General features: G+C 69.8%; 18 protein-coding genes. 2 read left to right on the forward strand and 16 right to left on the reverse strand.

The features are described from left to right. Window positions 1–25: 25 nt before the first annotated feature. Window positions 26–874 carry a 3-hydroxyacyl-CoA dehydrogenase family protein gene (locus SM452_RS00670; protein ID WP_120573389.1) on the reverse strand — a complete coding sequence of 283 codons (849 nt, stop codon included), beginning with the start codon at window positions 872–874 and terminating at the stop codon, window positions 26–28. Between the two features lie 69 nt (window positions 875–943). Then, window positions 944–2,365, reverse strand: a complete 1,422-nt coding sequence (gene murA / locus SM452_RS00675) for a UDP-N-acetylglucosamine 1-carboxyvinyltransferase (protein WP_262014010.1) — start codon at window positions 2,363–2,365, stop codon at window positions 944–946. On the opposite strand from murA, the gene SM452_RS00680 reads away from it, so the two are divergent. Then, complete coding sequence (locus tag SM452_RS00680; RefSeq protein WP_013475364.1) at window positions 2,364–2,936, forward strand: cob(I)yrinic acid a,c-diamide adenosyltransferase; 573 nt, start codon at window positions 2,364–2,366, stop codon at window positions 2,934–2,936. The genes murA and SM452_RS00680 overlap by 2 nt on opposite strands. Continuing rightward, window positions 2,912–3,328 (forward strand): VOC family protein, encoded by a 417-nt coding sequence (locus SM452_RS00685; protein WP_357209791.1) that lies wholly within the window; start codon window positions 2,912–2,914, stop codon window positions 3,326–3,328. Before SM452_RS00680 ends, SM452_RS00685 begins: the two co-directional genes overlap by 25 nt. Before the next feature lie 63 nt (window positions 3,329–3,391). Here the strand turns inward: SM452_RS00685 and SM452_RS00690 are convergent, their stop codons facing one another. From SM452_RS00690 to SM452_RS00755, 14 genes are all read right to left on the reverse strand, one after another. Continuing rightward, complete coding sequence (locus SM452_RS00690) at window positions 3,392–3,967, reverse strand: hypothetical protein (RefSeq protein ID WP_463839157.1); 576 nt, start codon at window positions 3,965–3,967, stop codon at window positions 3,392–3,394. A 903-nt stretch (window positions 3,968–4,870) separates the two neighbouring features. Continuing rightward, window positions 4,871–5,326, reverse strand: coding sequence for a DUF2550 domain-containing protein (locus SM452_RS00695; protein ID WP_120573385.1), 456 nt, complete (start codon window positions 5,324–5,326; stop codon window positions 4,871–4,873). Between the two features lie 12 nt (window positions 5,327–5,338). Beyond that, a complete protein-coding gene (locus tag SM452_RS00700; protein WP_047893558.1) occupies window positions 5,339–5,617 on the reverse strand; it encodes a F0F1 ATP synthase subunit epsilon in 279 nt (92 codons plus the stop codon). 109 nt (window positions 5,618–5,726) lie between these two features. Next, the gene (locus SM452_RS00705; protein ID WP_262013856.1) at window positions 5,727–6,872 is read right to left on the reverse strand and encodes an LCP family protein; all 1,146 of its coding nucleotides are present in this window, start codon (window positions 6,870–6,872) and stop codon (window positions 5,727–5,729) included. Between the two features lie 215 nt (window positions 6,873–7,087). Then, window positions 7,088–8,533 carry a F0F1 ATP synthase subunit beta gene (gene atpD / locus SM452_RS00710; RefSeq protein ID WP_194800592.1) on the reverse strand — a complete coding sequence of 482 codons (1,446 nt, stop codon included), beginning with the start codon at window positions 8,531–8,533 and terminating at the stop codon, window positions 7,088–7,090. Beyond that, a complete protein-coding gene (locus tag SM452_RS00715) occupies window positions 8,533–9,462 on the reverse strand; it encodes a F0F1 ATP synthase subunit gamma (protein WP_194800591.1) in 930 nt (309 codons plus the stop codon). Before SM452_RS00715 ends, atpD begins: the two co-directional genes overlap by 1 nt. A 4-nt stretch (window positions 9,463–9,466) precedes the next feature. Then, the gene (gene atpA, locus SM452_RS00720) at window positions 9,467–11,119 is read right to left on the reverse strand and encodes a F0F1 ATP synthase subunit alpha (RefSeq protein WP_262013857.1); all 1,653 of its coding nucleotides are present in this window, start codon (window positions 11,117–11,119) and stop codon (window positions 9,467–9,469) included. 85 nt (window positions 11,120–11,204) lie between these two features. Further along, the gene (locus tag SM452_RS00725; protein WP_463839158.1) at window positions 11,205–12,026 is read right to left on the reverse strand and encodes a F0F1 ATP synthase subunit delta; all 822 of its coding nucleotides are present in this window, start codon (window positions 12,024–12,026) and stop codon (window positions 11,205–11,207) included. After that, a complete protein-coding gene (locus SM452_RS00730) occupies window positions 12,026–12,565 on the reverse strand; it encodes a F0F1 ATP synthase subunit B (RefSeq protein WP_091422605.1) in 540 nt (179 codons plus the stop codon). The genes SM452_RS00725 and SM452_RS00730 overlap by 1 nt, the downstream gene beginning before the upstream one ends. A gap of 29 nt (window positions 12,566–12,594) precedes the next feature. Beyond that, window positions 12,595–12,822 (reverse strand): ATP synthase F0 subunit C, encoded by a 228-nt coding sequence (locus tag SM452_RS00735; protein WP_091422600.1) that lies wholly within the window; start codon window positions 12,820–12,822, stop codon window positions 12,595–12,597. Window positions 12,823–12,892: 70 nt separating this feature from the next. Then, window positions 12,893–13,690 (reverse strand): F0F1 ATP synthase subunit A, encoded by a 798-nt coding sequence (gene atpB / locus SM452_RS00740; protein WP_091422597.1) that lies wholly within the window; start codon window positions 13,688–13,690, stop codon window positions 12,893–12,895. A gap of 11 nt (window positions 13,691–13,701) precedes the next feature. Next, window positions 13,702–13,938, reverse strand: a complete 237-nt coding sequence (locus SM452_RS00745; protein ID WP_194800586.1) for an AtpZ/AtpI family protein — start codon at window positions 13,936–13,938, stop codon at window positions 13,702–13,704. A 174-nt stretch (window positions 13,939–14,112) separates the two neighbouring features. Continuing rightward, window positions 14,113–14,544 carry a hypothetical protein gene (locus tag SM452_RS00750; protein ID WP_135241804.1) on the reverse strand — a complete coding sequence of 144 codons (432 nt, stop codon included), beginning with the start codon at window positions 14,542–14,544 and terminating at the stop codon, window positions 14,113–14,115. Beyond that, the gene (locus SM452_RS00755; protein WP_355512450.1) at window positions 14,537–15,826 is read right to left on the reverse strand and encodes a serine hydroxymethyltransferase; all 1,290 of its coding nucleotides are present in this window, start codon (window positions 15,824–15,826) and stop codon (window positions 14,537–14,539) included. The genes SM452_RS00750 and SM452_RS00755 overlap by 8 nt, the downstream gene beginning before the upstream one ends. Between the last annotated feature and the right edge of the window lie 2 nt (window positions 15,827–15,828).

Raw genomic sequence — 15,828 nt, forward strand, 5'->3', positions numbered from 1 at the left:
GCGGGCCGGGGGCGGGACGGGCCGGTCAGTACGAGTAGAAGCCCTGGCCGGTCTTGCGGCCCAGGTCGCCGGCGGTGGCCATGCGCTGGAGCAGCTCCGGCGGGAAGAACTTCTCGTCGGCGGTGTCGGTGTAGATGTTGCGGGTGGCGTTGAGCAGCACGTCCACGCCGGTCAGGTCGACGGTGGCGAGCGGGCCCATGGCGTGGCCGAAGCCCAGCTTGCAGGCGGTGTCCAGGTCCTCGGCGGAGATCACGCCGGACTCGACGAGCTTGACCGCCTCCATCGCCAGCGCGCAGATCAGCCGGGTGGTGACGAAACCGGCGATGTCCCGGTTGACCACCACCACGGTCTTGCCGATTCCCTCGGCGAACGACTTGACGGTGTCCATGGTCGCGTCGCTGGTCTTGTAGCCGCGTACCAGCTCGCAGAGCTTCATCATCGGCACCGGCGAGAAGAAGTGCGTGCCGACGACCGACTCCGGGCGCTCGGTGGCGGTGGCGATCTGGGTCACCGGGATGGCCGACGTGTTGGTGGCGAGCACCGCGTCCGCCTTGCAGATCTTGTCGAGCGCGCGGAACACCTCGTGCTTGATCTCGATCTTCTCGAAGACCGCCTCGACCACGATGTCCGCGTCGGCGGCGGCCTCCAGCTCGGTGGTCGGGGTGATCCGGGCCAGCGTCGCCTCGACCTCGGACGCCTCGATCTTGCCCTTCTCGGCGAACTTCGTCAGCGACTTCCGGATGCCGTCCACACCGCGCTTCGTGGCCGCGTCGTCGATGTCGCGCAGCGTCACCTGCCAGCCCGCCTGCGCCGCCACCTGGGCGATGCCCGAGCCCATCAGCCCGGCACCGACGACCGCGAGTCGACCCGCCATCTGCTTCTCCCTCGCCGTGTTCTGCAACGTCTGGGAGAACCCTACTTAACGAGGGATAAGCCCCGGCCGTCAGATGGCCAGGTCCGGCTCCTCCGGCGCGGTGCCGCGCTCCACCTCGACGCCGAGCGCCCGCAGGTCCGCCACGAAGTCCGGGTAGCCCCGGTCGACGTGGTGCACGTGCGAGACCTCGGTCAGCCCGTCGGCGCAGAGCCCGGCGATGATCAGCCCGGCGCCGGCCCGGATGTCGGTGGCGCGTACCGGGGCGCCGGACAGCCGCTCCCGGCCGCACACCAGGGCATGGTGGCCGTCGGTACGGATCTCCGCGCCCAGCCGCATCATCTCGTTGGCGAACATGAACCGGCCGTCGAAGATGTTCTCGGTGATCAGCGAGCCGCCCTCGCTCACCGCCGCGAGTCCGATCGCCATCGGCAGCAGGTCGGTGGCGAAGCCCGGGTAGGGCAGTGTGACCACGTCGACCGCCCTCGGGCGGTCGTCCATGCGTACCCGGAAGGCGTCGCCCCGGGTCTCCACCAGGCCGCCGGCCGCGACCAGCTTGTCCAGCGCGACCTCCAGGTACGCCGGGTCCAGGCCCGTCACCGTCACGTCCCCACGGGTCATCGCGGCGGCGAACGCCCAGGTGCCGGCCACGATCCGGTCCCCCACCGTGGCGTGCCGGACCGGGCGCAGCTCGGGTACGCCGACGATGTGCAGCGTCGACGTGCCGGCCCCTTCGATCCGCGCACCCATCCGGTTCAGCATCGTGCAGATGTCGACGATCTCCGGCTCCCGGGCCGCGTTGTCGATAGTCGTGGCGCCCCGGGCCAGCACCGCCGCCATCACCAGGTTCTCGGTCGCGCCCACGCTCGGGAAGTCCAGCACGATGTCGGCGCCGTGCAGGCCGCCCGGCGCCTCGGCGATGACGAAGCCGTGCTCACCGGAGATCTCCGCGCCCATCCGGGCCAGCCCGGCGATGTGCATGTCCAGGCCGCGCGAGCCGATGGCGTCGCCGCCCGGGTGCGCCACCCGGACGTACCCCCGGCGGGCCAGCAGCGGACCCAGCACGCAGATCGACGCGCGCAGCCGCCGGACCAGGTCGTAGTCGGCCTCCGCACCCGGCTGCTCCGGCACGTCGATGAGCACCGAGCGGGACCGCGCCACACCGCCGTGGGCCACCATCGGGTCGACCGGGTCGTCCGGCCCGAAACGTACGCCGCAGCCGAGCCGCCGCAGCACCTCGCCCATGATCGCGATGTCGGTGATCCGGGGCACGTTGGTGATCATGCTGCGGCCGGGCGCGAGGAGCGCGGCGGCCATCAGTTTCAGCGCGGAGTTCTTCGCACCCACCACGTGCACGGTGCCGGCGAGCCGGGCGTCACCGCGTACCCGGATGACGTCGACGTCGTTGACCGCCGGATCTCCCGCGTCCCCCGGCCCCACCGGGCTCGGCCGGGCCGGGATGGTCAGGTCCGGTATCCGTAGGCTGTGCGTCATGGCCGTCCACCTCACGCGCATCTACACCAAGGCCGGCGACGCCGGCATGACCAGGCTGAGCAACAACGAGCAGGTGCCGAAGACCGATCCGCGTATCGCCGCGTACGCGGACGTGGACGAGTGCAACGCCTCGATCGGCGTCGCGCTCGCCCTGGGGCAGCTCTCGGACGAGCTGCGGGCCGTGCTGGAGTCCGTGCAGAACGACATGTTCGACGTCGGCGCGGACCTGGCGACGCCTGTCGAACCGGATCCGAAGTACCCGCCGCTGCGGGTGACCGAGGAGTACGTCGAGCGCCTCGAGGGCTGGTGCGACGAGTACAACGCGCGCCTGAGCAAGCTCGACTCCTTCATCCTCCCCGGCGGCACCGCTGGTGCGGCACTGCTGCACGTGGCACGGACGACCGCCCGGCGCGCCGAGCGTGCGGCATGGGCGCTGGTCGCACACGACCCCGATCGGACCAGTCCCCTCCCGGCAAAGTATCTCAACCGGCTCTCCGATTTGCTCTTTATCCTGTCAAGAACGGCAAATCCGGACGGCGACGTGCTATGGGTACCGGGCGGGAAGCGCTGACCATCGGCGGCCTCCATCACGTGGAGGTCTGGGTACCCGACCTGGCGGCGGCCAGTCGTTCCTGGGGCTGGCTTCTCGGCGAGCTGGGCTGGACGCTCTACCAGGACTGGCCCGCCGGCCGCTCCTGGCGGCTCGGCGCGACCTACATCGTGCTGGAGGAGTCACCCGCGCTCACCGGCCGCACCCACGACAGACGCGCGCCCGGCCTGAACCACCTGGCCTTCCACGCTGGCCCGCCGGCCGCCGTCGAGCGGCTGGTCACTGCCGCCGGAGAGTACGGCTGGACGCTGCTGTTCCCGGACCGGCACCCGTACGCCGGCGGCCCCGACAGCTACGCCGCGTACCTCACCGACGGGCAGGGGTACGAGGTCGAGCTGGTCGCGCAGACGTGAAAAGGCCGGCACCCCGTTGGTTCGGGGTGCCGGCCTTCAGCTCGTGTCTGTTACTTGTTCGTCTTAGCTGTTCCAGTGCTGGGCGACGAGGTCGGCGGCCTGCTGCTCCCACTGGGCGTAGTGGTCGGGGTAGGCCGACACCTGGACGGTCTGGGCGGCCTTGGTCAGCGGCATGTCCTGCCAGCCGTCGACCTGCTTCAGACCCTTCAGGAACGCCGTCGTGGAGTACTCAGGATCGGTGATCTGCTCCACCGTGCCCCAACCACTGGACGGACGCTGCTGGAACAGGCCCTGCGAGTCGTGGTCGTTACGCTCGCCGAGGTGGCCGAGGTTCTCCAGCTTCGACTCCTGCAACGCGGTGGCGATCGAGACGACCGCGGCACGCTCGTCCATGCCGGCCTTCTTCGTCGCCGCGATGATCGCCTTGACGTTCTTGGTCTGCTCGTCGTTCAACTCGATCCGCGACTGCTCACCCTGCACGCCATGCGGGATCAGCTTGTCACCCTGCACACTCACCGCAACCGGCTTCGTGTGCGCGGTGGTGTCTGCGGCATGGGCGGCCACCGGACCGGCGAACACGCCACCGGTGAAAGCCAGACCAGCAATACCCAGAACGCTCTTACGCAGAATCGTGTTCATCACAAGTGCTCCATTCGGGGGTCGACGCACCCGGGGGAAGGGCGCGTGGCACCGTCAGGCGCTCAAAAAGTCTTCGAGGGGATCCCGGCTGCTCGCGGGGCACAGGGGGTGCCACTACGCGGCGCCGGAAGCATGTCCAACGACCCACCACCCGGCATCATTCCCGGGCCGGCTCACGTCGTCGGAACCGTGTTCAACGACCAGCCCGCCGGGTCTGTTCCCACAGGCCTGCCGGCCTCTCAGGGGCGCGGCCGGTGCTCGGTCGTTCACCCGGTTACAACGCCACCCACCCGCCCACGATTCCGCCCTCAGAGTGCCGCCCACCACCCCCGAACCGAACACCCCCACCCACACGCCCCCGGACCCGGCACCACCGAGACACATGTCCGCATTTCAGGAACAGCCGTAGATCTTGGTACGAAAGTGCCCTCAGAGGGGCCGTTTCGTACCAAGATCTACGGATGGCTCGGGTCGCCGAGGCGGCGGAGGGCGCCTGGGACGGGCTCGCGTGCACGGGCGGCACCACAGCCACCCGCCCCCGGGCCGTCGATCATGAGGTTAGCGGCGACAAACCGGACACCAAACGCCGCCAAGTTCATGATCGACCCGACCCAGGCGGGGCTGGCCCGGGCAGGGCTGGCCGGGCGGGAGCGCGACGCCAGCACTCGCCCGAAGGATCGCCCGCGCGATCTTGCAGTTCGAGCCCTCCAGGCGTCCCGTTCGCGAGGTTTGCCGGGGCCTCAAGTGCAAGATCGCGGGGGGCCCGGGGGGGGGTGCGGCGATCTTGGAGTTGTGGTGCCTCGCTAACGGTGCGAAACGGGCATCTTGTGGCGCCACAACTCCAAGATCGGCGTCAGCGGCGGCGCCCCGGCACGCCCCGCGTGACCCGGGGAGGGCGGGGGGTCAGGCGGCGGGCCAGTCCTGGGAGGCCAGACGCGGCGAGACCGCCCCGGGTGGGGCGGCCTCGAGCCAGGACAGGAATCCGGTGACAGTGGATCGCGCCATGGCGATCTCGATCGGCGCGTGGTGGCTGGTACAGCGCAGGATCACCCACTCGGCGGGCATGGACATGCGCTCCTGCCCCTCGGGCAGCCGACGGCGCTCGACCGCCAGCCCCTTGCGGGAGAGCACCCGCTTGGGGCGCAGCGCGAAGCTGAACATGCGGTACCAGCGGAGTTCGTCGCCCACGAAGCGACCGAACCCGGGTGACCAGCCACGACCGTCGAGGATCGTGTTGACCCGGACGCTCAGCCGGATGATGCCACCGCTACGCGTGAACAGGGCCCGCCGGATGAAGAGGATCAGAAGCGCGACGACGACGATCGCGACGCCGATTCCGATCCCTTCGACGATCTCCATCGGCGGGTCGGCTCAGCGGGCCGGGGTGGCGGGGGTTGCGCTCTCGGCGAGGACCGTGACGCCCTCACCGGTCACCGACAGGAAGCCGCCGGCCACGTCGTACGCGACCTGCTGACCACCGGCCTGCTTGATGCGTACCTGGCTGGGTTCGGCGAGCTGGCCGAGCAGCGGTGCGTGCCCTGGCAGCACACCGAGCTCACCCTCGGTCGTCCGGGCGACGACCATCTCGGCCTCGCCGGTCCAGACCTTCTCCTCGACGGCTACGAGCTCGACGTGAAGCTGCTGTGCCACGCTGTCTCCTTGCTGCGGCGGCGGATTGCCGAAAGTCTAGTCGCGACCCCGCAGCCCACCCAACGCGGGTGGTGAGAGCCGGACCACCACGGCCCCGCACCCGCTCAGGCTACTTGGTCTTCTGCTTGAAGTCGGGGTGCTCCAGCAGGAACGCGTCGAGCTGTTCGGTACGCAGAGCGGTGAAGAAGTCCTCCGCCGGCTCGAGCAGTTGTTCGCCCCGGTAGTTGCTGCCGCTGCCGATCGGGCCGCCCGGCAGTTTGATCGTCTCGATCGCCTCGGGCCGGATGTCCTTCAGCGCCAGGCCGAAGTCGACGACGCTGCTGCCCCGGCCGTTGAACACCAGGGACTTCCCGGCCGCGCGCAGCACCCGGTCCAGCTTGACCGGGTTGGCCACCACGTCGGCGCTGAACGCCTGGCTCACCATCGCCTTGACGAACTGCTGCTGGTGCCGCTGCCGGCCGTAGTCGGCGTCCGGCACACCGTTCTTCGGGTAGCGCTGCCGGACGTAGTCCAGCGCCTGCCAGCCCTCGAGGTGGGCGTTGCCCTTCTTGTACACGGCCTGCGGGCCCAGGTAGCCACCGCCGCCGGGCTTGAGCTGGCGCGGCGTGCCGTCCGGCTGGAGGTGCTCGGAGCGCACCTCCCGCTCGATGTACATGTCGACGCCGCCCATGGCGTCGACGATCTTCTTGAAGCCGCTGAAGTTGATGATCGCCCCGGCGTCGAAGCGCTTGATGCCGGTGACCCCCTGCACGGTCTTGGCGAGCAGCTCGAAGCCCTGCGCGGTGCTGGGGTTCTGCCCGGGCACGTTGCTGCCGTGCGACATGGCCGCGTTGAGCCGGTCGTTGGCGCCCGAGTAGTCGGCCTTGGGGAACTCCGGGATGTCCACCCGCAGGTCGCGCGGGAGCGAGAAGAGGTAGCCGCGGTCCATGGTGGCGGGCACGTGCAGGACCATGATCGAGTCGGCGAGCGGGCGGGCGGTCGACGTGCGGGGATCCACACCGACGAGCAGGATGTTGAGCGGGCCCTTGATGTCGCTCTTCTTCTCGTTGGCGCCGGCGGCCTGGTCACCGAAGAGGTCGGCCTTGCCGACAGATCCCTCGTAGCGGGCGACGAGGGCGCGGGAGCCGATCAGCACGGAGCCGCTGAGCACCACCATGACGATGCCCAGGATCGTGCAGACGCGGGCCCACCGGGGCACGCCGCGCCACATGGACCGCTTGCCGCGATCGGCGCCGCCCTTACCACCCACGAGCATCTCCAATCGTCGCGCCCACGGGTAGGAAGACGGGCGCGGGGGTCCGTTTGGTTGCAGAGATCAACGGCCGGATGTGAAGTCGTGTCAGGAACGGTACCGCGCGATCCGGCGAACTGCTTGCTGGAGAACCGGGCATCTGGTAGTGCGGGGGCCCGAAAAGGCGAAGGCCGCCCCGGCTTTCGCCGGGACGGCCCTCGTGGGTTGTGAGCGGGCTCTCAGCCCTCCTCGCCCATCAGCTCCTTGGCCTTGGCCCGAAGGTCGTCCAGGCCGCCGCACATGAAGAACGCCTGCTCCGGGAAGTGGTCGAACTCCCCCTCGCTGATCCGGCGGAAGGCGTCGATGGTCTCGGCGATCGGGACCGTCGAGCCGGGCACGCCGGTGAACTGCTCCGCCGCGTACGTGTTCTGCGAGAGGAACCGCTCGATCCGGCGGGCGCGGCCGACGGTGAGCTTGTCCTCCTCGGAGAGCTCCTCGATACCGAGGATGGCGATGATGTCCTGCAGGTCCTTGTAGCGCTGCAGGATCCGCTTCACCTCGGTGGCGACGGCGAAGTGCTCCTCGCCGACGAACTCCGGGGCGAGGATCCGGGACGAGGACGCCAGCGGGTCCACGGCCGGGTAGATGCCCTTGTCGGAGATCGACCGCTCCAGGTTGGTGGTCGCGTCGAGGTGGGCGAACGTGGTGGCCGGCGCCGGGTCGGTGTAGTCGTCGGCGGGCACGTAGATCGCCTGCATCGAGGTGATGGCCTGGCCCCGGACGGAGGTGATCCGCTCCTGGAGCTCGCCCATCTCGTCGGCCAGGGTCGGCTGGTAACCCACGGCGCTCGGCATACGGCCGAGCAGCGTGGACACCTCGGAACCGGCCTGGGTGAAGCGGAAGATGTTGTCGATGAAGAGCAGCACCTCCTGCTTCTTCACGTCACGGAAGTACTCCGCCATGGTCAGGGCCGACAGCGCGACCCGCAGGCGGGTGCCCGGCGGCTCGTCCATCTGGCCGTAGACCAGCGCGGTCTTGTCGATGACGCCCGACTCGGTCATCTCGGCGATGAGGTCGTTGCCCTCGCGGGTGCGCTCACCCACGCCGGCGAAGACCGAGGTACCACCGAAGTTCCGGGCCACACGGGTGATCATCTCCTGGATGAGCACCGTCTTGCCCACGCCCGCGCCGCCGAACAGGCCGATCTTGCCGCCCTTGACGTACGGGGCGAGCAGGTCGATGACCTTGATGCCGGTCTCCAGCATCTCGGTCTTCGGCTCCAGGTCCGCGAAGGCCGGGGCCTTGCGGTGGATGCCCCACCGGTCGTCGGCCTGGATGGTCTCGCCCTCGGTGAGGTTGAGGCACTCGCCGATCGCGTTGAACACGTGGCCCTTGACCGCGTCGCCCACCGGCACGCTGATCGGCGCACCGGTGTCGCGCACCTCGGTGCCGCGGACCAGGCCGTCGGTCGGCTGCATCGAGATGGCGCGGACCAGGTTGTCACCCAGGTGCTGGGCGACCTCCAGGGTCAGCGTCTTCTCGCCGCCGGAGAGCGTCACGTTGACGTGCAGGGCGTTGAACAGCTCCGGCATGCCGTCGCGCGGGAACTCGGCGTCGACGACCGGGCCGATGACCCGGACCACGCGACCCGTGGCCGTCTTGGTCTCAACTGCGGATACAGTCATCACACTTCACTTCCCGACGCGGCCAGCGCGTTCGCGCCGCCGACGATCTCACTGATCTCCTGGGTGATGCCGGCCTGACGGGCCGAGTTCATCTCACGCGTGTACTTCTCGATCATCTCTTCGGCGTTGTCGGTGGCGCTCTTCATCGCCCGCCGACGGGCGGCCGACTCACTGGCCGCCGACTCCAGCAACGCCGCGTAGATCCGCGTGTTGATGTACTTCGGCAGCAGGGCGTCGAGCAGCGACTCCGGCTCCGGCTCGAACTCGTACGCCGGCAGCAGGCCCTCGGACCGGGGCCGGTCCTCGACCTGCATCGGACCGACGATCCGGGTCACCGGGTTCTGCGTCATCAGGGACTTGAACTCGGTGTAGACGATGTGCAGTTCGTCCACGCCGAGGATCCCGTCGGCACCGGCGTCGTTGTCGGTGTCGTCCGCGCCGGCGGTGAACGCCTTGATCAGCGTCTCACCGACCTCGCGGGCGTCCTCGAACGACGGCTGCTCGGAGAAGCCCGTCCAGCTGGCGGCGATCTGCCGGTTGCGGAACCGGTAGAACGCCACGCCCTTGCGGCCGATGACGTAGAGCACGGGCTCCTTGCCGTCGGCACGCAGGCGGGCGATCAGCGACTCGGCGGTCCGGATCGCGTTCGAGCTGTAACCACCGGCCAGGCCCCGGTCGGCGGTGACCAGCAGGACGCCCGCCCGCCGCACCCGCTCGCGCGGGGTGAGCAGCGGGTGGTCGATCCGCGCGTTCGAGGCCAGCGCCGTCAGCACGCCGGTGATCGCCTCGGCGTACGGCAGCGACGCCGCCACCTTGGCCTGGGCCTTGGCGATGCGGCTCGTCGCGACGAGCTCCATCGCCTTGGTGATCTTCTTCATCCCCTTGGCGGAACGGATCCGCTGCCGGAGAACGCGTACCTGGGCGGCCATCGGATCAGCTCTCGGCCGGGCGGTCGGTGGTGCCGTCGCGGAAGCGGGTCACCGTCTCGCGGGTCTGGTCGCCCTCCAGCGGCTTCGCCGGCGCGTCGTTGACCCGGACCTCGTCCTCCTTGCCCAGGAAGACCTGCTTGAACTCGGCGATCGCGGAGTCGAGCGAGGAGATGATGTCGTCGTCCCACTTGTTGTCCGCGATCCCGGCCAGGACGCCCTCGTGCTTGTGCCGGAGGTACTGGAGGAACTCCGACTCGAAGCGGCGGACCTCGCCGACCGGGACGTCGTCCAGCTTGCCCTCGGTGCCGGCCCAGACGGAGACGACCTGCTCCTGCACCGGGTACGGCGAGTAGTTCGGCTGCTTGAGCAGCTCGACCAGGCGGGAGCCGCGGTCCAGCTGGGCCCGCGAGGCCCGGTCCAGGTCGGAGGCGAAGGCGGCGAACGCCTCCAGCTCGCGGAACTGGGCCAGGTTCAGCCGCAGCGAGCCGGCGACCTTCTTCATCGGCTTCACCTGCGCGGCGCCACCGACCCGGGAGACCGAGGTGCCGACGTTGATGGCCGGCCGGACGCCCTGGTTGAACAGGTCGGTCTCGAGGAAGATCTGGCCGTCGGTGATGGAGATGACGTTGGTCGGGATGAACGCCGAGATGTCGTTCGCCTTGGTCTCGATGATCGGCAGACCGGTCATCGAGCCGCCACCCAGCTCGTCGGAGAGCTTGGCGCAGCGCTCCAGCAGACGCGAGTGCAGGTAGAAGACGTCACCCGGGTAGGCCTCACGGCCCGGCGGGCGGCGCAGCAGCAGCGACACGGCGCGGTACGCCTCGGCCTGCTTGCTCAGGTCGTCGAAGACGATCAGGACGTGCTTGCCGCCGTACATCCAGTGCTGCCCGATGGACGAGCCGGTGTAGGGGGCGAGGTACTTGAAGCCGGCCGGGTCGGAGGCCGGGGAGGCGACGATGGTGGTGTACTCCATCGCGCCCGCCTCCTCCAGCGTCCCCTTGATGGAGGCGATGGTGGAGGCCTTCTGGCCGATCGCGACGTAGATGCAGCGGACCTGCTTCTTCGGGTCGCCGGAGCGCCAGTTCTCACGCTGGTTCAGGATGGTGTCCAGCGCGACGGTGGTCTTGCCGGTCTTGCGGTCACCGATGATCAGCTGGCGCTGGCCGCGGCCGATCGGGGTCATCGCGTCGACGGCCTTGATACCCGTCTGGAGCGGCTCGTCGACCGACTTGCGGGACATCACGTTCGGAGCCTGGAGCTCCAGCTCGCGGAAGCCCTCGTTGGCGATGTCGCCGAGGCCGTCGATCGGCTCGCCGAGCGCGTTCACCACGCGCCCGAGGAAGGCGTCGCCGACCGGCACGGAGAGCACGCGGCCGGTGCGCTTGACGCGCTGACCCTCTTCGATCCCGCCGAAGTCACCGAGGACGACGACACCGATCTCCCGGACGTCGAGGTTCAGCGCCACGCCGAGCGTGCCGTCCTCGAACTCCAGGAGCTCGTTGGTCATGGTCGAGGGGAGACCCTCGACGTGGGCGATGCCGTCACCGGCGTCGGCGACGGTGCCGACCTCCTCGCGGGAGACGTCGGCCGTGTAGGAGGAGACGTAGCGCTCCAGGGCGCCGCGGATCTCCTCCGTCGAGATGGTCAGCTCGGCCATCCTCTGCTTCCTTAAGTATCAGGGGCCCGGGATACCTAGTACCGACCGGTCCGATGGCGTCGAATCAGGGCTGCTAAGACGCTGGTCAGCGCTTCGCGAGCGCGTTGCGGGTCTCGTTGAGGCGGCGCAGGACGGTCCCGTCGTACAGGTCGGATCCGACTTGTACGCGCACTCCGCCGAGCACGTCGGGGTCGACCGTCTGCTTGACGGACACCTCCCGACCGTACATCTGGGAGAGGCGGGCGCCGAGGCGTCGCTCCTCCTCGTCGTTCAGCGGAGCCGCCACGGTCACGTAAGCGACCTGACGGTCCCGCCGGTCGGCGGCCAGCTCGACCAGCCGGGTGAGCGCACCGGTGAAGGAGCGTCCCCCGAAGCCGGCGAGCGCGGCCTCGACGAGGCGGACGGTGACCGGCCGGGCCTTGCCGGCGAGCAGCTGCCGGGCCAGTTCGGCCCGCCGCTGCACCGAGGCCATCGGGTCGGAGAGCGCGTTGGACAGCTCGCCGGAGCCGGAGACGACCTGCCCGAAGCGGAACAGCTCGTCCTCGACCTCGCCCAGCTCGCCGGTCGAGTCGGCGCTCGCCAGGAGCGCCTCCACGCCGAGCCGCTCGACGCCGTCGAGCAGCTCCGACGAGGCCGACCAGCGACCGGAGACCAGCACGGTGAGCAGGTCGACCGCGTCCGCGCCGACCTTGCCGCTCAGGATCCCGGTGAGCAGAGCGGTGCGGTCCTCACCCGAGCGCGCCGGGTCGGACAGCGCCCGGCGCAGCCGCGGCTCGCGCCGCAGCAGGGCGGCGACGGAGAGGATGTCGTCGGCGGTGGAGGCCACCGCCGACGGCTCCGCGCCGCGGGCGTACGCGTCGAGGCGCTCGGCCCCGGCGGAGTACGACTCCCGGCTGGCGGCCTGCATCAGCGGGCCCCCGTGCTCTCGAGACCGCTCAGGAACCGGTCGACGGTGCCCTTGCGACGCGCCTCGTCGGCGAGCGACTCACCGACGATCTTGCTGGCCAGGTCCACCGCGATGGTGCCGACCTCGGTGCGCAGCTCGCGCACGATGGTGGCCCGCTCCGCGGCGAGCTGCTCCTTGCCGGCGGCGATGATCCGGTCGGACTCCTCGCGCGCCTTGGCGAGGATGTCCTGGCGGATGCCCTCGGCGTCGGCACGGGCGTCGTCACGGATCTTGGCGGCGTCGGTACGCGCCTCCGCGAGCTGGGCCCGGTACTGCTCGAGCAGCTGGTTCGCCTCGGCCTGCGCGGCCTCGGCTCGCTTGATGCCGCCCTCGATCGCGTCCACCCGGGCCTGGAACGTCTGCTCCATGCGCGGGAAGACGAACTTCATCAGCACGAAGCAGAGGACACCGAAGGCGACCAGCCCGACCACGATCTCCTGCCAGACAGGGATGATCGGGTTGTGGGTCGTCTCACCACCCTCAGCGGCGAGGAAGTACATGGGAAAACCTCCCGGTCAAAGGGGCTGGTTCAGCCGGCCCAGATGAAGCCGAAGGCGATGCCCAGCAGCGCCAGCGCCTCGATGACGGCGAAGCCGATCCAGACGTACGGAAGGGTCATCCGGGACGACTCCGGCTGGCGGGCGGTCGACTGGATGTAGGCCGAGAAGACCAGGCCCACGCCGATGCCCGGGCCGATGGCCGCGAGACCGTAGCCGATGGCGGCGGTGCTGCCCTCTACCGCGGCGTAGATGTCCATTGGTTGGTTCCTCCTGGTTATCACGCGTGACGGTCACGCGGGACGACAACGGTTGGTGCGAAAGATCGGATCAGTGCTCGTCGGCGAGGGCGCCCTGCACGTAGCTGGCGGTCAGCACCGTGAAGACGTACGCCTGCAGACAGATCACCAGGAACTCGAGGAAGGTCAGCGCGATCGTCATCACCCAGGACAGCACCGACACCGGTGCCAGCCAGACGTTGGCGCTGAGCATGGCGAACCCGCCGAGCGTGAAGACCAGCAGGAGCATGTGGCCGGCGAACATGTTCGCGAAGAGACGGACGGCCAGCGAGAACGGCCGGACCAGGAACGTCGAGAAGAACTCGATCGGGACCAGCAGCGGCAGGATGTACCAGGGCGCCGGCGGGACCAGAGAGGCCTTGACGTACTTCACGAAGCCGTGGTGCCGGATGCCGACCCAGATGAACATCACGTAGCTGATCACGGCGAGGATGGCCGGGAACGCGATGTGCGAGTTCGGCGAGATCTGGAAGAACGGCACGATCGCGAAGAAGTTCGTCAGCAGGATGAAGCAGAAGAGCGTGGTGAAGTACGGCGCGAACCGCACTCCCGCGTGCCCGATCATGTCCACTGCGATGTTGTTGCGCACGAAGCCGTAGATCGACTCGGCGAACCACTGCTTCTTGGTGGGGACGAGCTGCGGCTTCCGGTACGTCGCCAGGAAGAAGATGATCAAGATACCGACGGCGATCCACACCATCGCCGTGATCTTGGTGAACCAGTACGAGTTCTCCGCACCCCAGGGCAGGATGCTGGGCAGGTAGAAGTCCCCCACACTGGGTGGGAATTCCGCCTGGCCCTGAGCCAGGACGTTCGCCTGTCCGAACACCGCGTCCCTTCCTAAGTAGGCGTGCCCAGTCGGCGGACGACCAGGATGATCCCCCCGGCCATGCCGAGCACGACCCCGATACCGGTGGCGACGCCGCCGGTGTCGAGCCAACGGTCGACCAGCCAGCCGATGAAACCCCAGACGAGCATGCCCCCGATGAGGTATGAGAGCGCGGTCCAACCCTGACCGGCACCGGACGGAACGTCGCCCGGGCCGCCAGTGCTGGGGGGTTTCTGGTCACCGGCCATGACGGGGCGAACGATATCAGTCGAGCAGAAGAGGCTGTGCCTCACCCCCCGCACAACCTGGTTGTGTGGGACACGGGCGGGCGAAGTCGTCTGGAGGCACGGTACTCCTCCCCCGCCACTGAGAGAATGACCGATCGCGGACAGAACCGCGCGTCGCCCGAAGGGTGGGACGCCTCAGCGCGGCATCCGTCGGGCATGGACGGTCGTGAGCCACCAGACGTGCACACCGGTCCACACCACGACACCCGCGGCGATGCCGAGCGCGAACGGGATCAGTCCCGGCCAGCCGGTCGACGCCACCAGCACCATCACGCCGCCGAGCGCGGTGATCTTGGCGACGTACAGGCCCAGGCCGAACGGCAGCACGAGCTGCGGGTCCTTGGAGTCCGCCCAGGCCAGGACCACTGTGGTGAGCGTGTAGCTGGCAGCCGTGACGGCCACCCCGGCCGCCGCGCCGAGCGCGCCGTCCGCGCCACGCCACACCCCGCCGGCCACCGCCGCGGCAGCAGCGAGCACCGCGACCGCCGCCAGCAGCACCGGCAGGTGGCGCAGTCGCCAGCCGCGGTCCGCGGCCGCCTCCGCCGCGTGCGTCCCGGGCTCAGCCACGGGGGTACGCCGGGAACTCGGTGACCAGCTCGGTCACGTCGGCGGCGATCCGGGTCAGCTCGTCGCCGCCGCCGGGGGACTCCGGATCGGTCCGCACCGCCCGCCCGATCAGCGTGGCGATCCGGCGCATCTCCCCCTCGCGCATGCCCTGGGTGGTGACGCTCGGCGAGCCCACCCGGACGCCGGAGGCGACCGAGGGCGGCTGCGGGTCGTACGGGATCGCGTTCTTGTTGAGCGTGATGCCGGCGGCGTCGCAGCGGGCCTCGGCCTGGGCGCCGGTCACGCCGGTCTCGCGCAGGTCGAGCAGGGCCAGGTGGGTGTCGGTGCCGCCGGAGACCGGCGGCAGCCCCTCCGCGGCCAGCCCGTCGGCGAGCGCGCGGGCGTTGGTGACCACCTGGGCGGCGTACGTGCGGAACTCGGGCTGCGCGGCCTCGCGCAGCGCGACCGCCTTGGCGGCGACGGCGTGCATCAGCGGGCCGCCCTGGGTGAAGGGGAAGACCGCCTTGTCGACCCGGGCCGCGAGCGGCTCGCGGGAGAGGATCATGCCGCCGCGCGGGCCGCGCAGCACCTTGTGGGTGGTCGCGGTGACCACGTCGGCGTACGGCACCGGGGACGGGATCGCGCCGCCGGCCACCAGGCCGATGAAGTGGGCGGCGTCCACCATCAGGTACGCGTCGACCTCGTCGGCGATCTCCCGGAAGCGGGCGAAGTCGATCAGGCGCGGGTACGCGGTCGCGCCGCAGATGATCATCTTCGGCCGGTGCGCGCGGGCCAGGTCGCGCACCTCGTCGTAGTCGATCCTCCCGGTGTCCCGCCGGACGGTGTAGCCGACCGGGTGGAACCACTTGCCGGAGAAGTTCACCCGGCTGCCGTGGGTCAGGTGCCCGCCGTGCGGCAGGTCCATCGCCAGCACCGTGTCGCCCGGCTGCACCAGGGCGGCGTACGCGGCCAGGTTGGCGCTCGCCCCGGAGTGCGGCTGCACGTTCGCGTGCTCGGCGCCGAACAGCTCCTTCGCCCGGGAGACGGCCAGTTCCTCGGCCCGGTCCACCTCGGCGCAGCCACCGTAGTAGCGCCGCCCCGGGTAGCCCTCGGCGTACTTGTTGGTGAGCGTGGAGCCCAGCGCGGCCAGCACCGCGGGCGAGGTCAGGTTCTCGCTGGCGATCAGCTGCAGGCCGCCGCGCAGCCGGTCCAGCTCACCCAGCACCACCTCGGCGATCTCCGGGTCGACGGTGCTGAGCTGCTGGAAGTCCGGTCCCCAGAAGGTGTCCCTCGCGTTCTCCACAG

The sequence above is a fragment of the Micromonospora sp. SYSU B005 genome, from assembly GCF_055362685.1.

What these genes read in the sequence shown, in the direction of transcription:
- SM452_RS00670 (WP_120573389.1), bottom strand. Translation starts at nt 874, where the DNA reads ATGGCGGGTCGACTCGCGGTCGTCGGTGCCGGGCTGATGGGCTCGGGC.
- SM452_RS00680 (WP_013475364.1), top strand. Translation starts at nt 2,364, where the DNA reads ATGGCCGTCCACCTCACGCGCATCTACACCAAGGCCGGCGACGCCGGC.
- murA (WP_262014010.1), bottom strand. Translation starts at nt 2,365, where the DNA reads ATGACGCACAGCCTACGGATACCGGACCTGACCATCCCGGCCCGGCCG.
- SM452_RS00685 (WP_357209791.1), top strand. Translation starts at nt 2,912, where the DNA reads ATGGGTACCGGGCGGGAAGCGCTGACCATCGGCGGCCTCCATCACGTG.
- SM452_RS00690 (WP_463839157.1), bottom strand. Translation starts at nt 3,967, where the DNA reads ATGAACACGATTCTGCGTAAGAGCGTTCTGGGTATTGCTGGTCTGGCT.
- SM452_RS00695 (WP_120573385.1), bottom strand. Translation starts at nt 5,326, where the DNA reads ATGGAGATCGTCGAAGGGATCGGAATCGGCGTCGCGATCGTCGTCGTC.
- SM452_RS00705 (WP_262013856.1), bottom strand. Translation starts at nt 6,872, where the DNA reads ATGCTCGTGGGTGGTAAGGGCGGCGCCGATCGCGGCAAGCGGTCCATG.
- atpD (WP_194800592.1), bottom strand. Translation starts at nt 8,533, where the DNA reads ATGACTGTATCCGCAGTTGAGACCAAGACGGCCACGGGTCGCGTGGTC.
- SM452_RS00715 (WP_194800591.1), bottom strand. Translation starts at nt 9,462, where the DNA reads ATGGCCGCCCAGGTACGCGTTCTCCGGCAGCGGATCCGTTCCGCCAAG.
- atpA (WP_262013857.1), bottom strand. Translation starts at nt 11,119, where the DNA reads ATGGCCGAGCTGACCATCTCGACGGAGGAGATCCGCGGCGCCCTGGAG.
- SM452_RS00725 (WP_463839158.1), bottom strand. Translation starts at nt 12,026, where the DNA reads ATGCAGGCCGCCAGCCGGGAGTCGTACTCCGCCGGGGCCGAGCGCCTC.
- SM452_RS00730 (WP_091422605.1), bottom strand. Translation starts at nt 12,565, where the DNA reads ATGTACTTCCTCGCCGCTGAGGGTGGTGAGACGACCCACAACCCGATC.
- SM452_RS00735 (WP_091422600.1), bottom strand. Translation starts at nt 12,822, where the DNA reads ATGGACATCTACGCCGCGGTAGAGGGCAGCACCGCCGCCATCGGCTAC.
- SM452_RS00745 (WP_194800586.1), bottom strand. Translation starts at nt 13,938, where the DNA reads ATGGCCGGTGACCAGAAACCCCCCAGCACTGGCGGCCCGGGCGACGTT.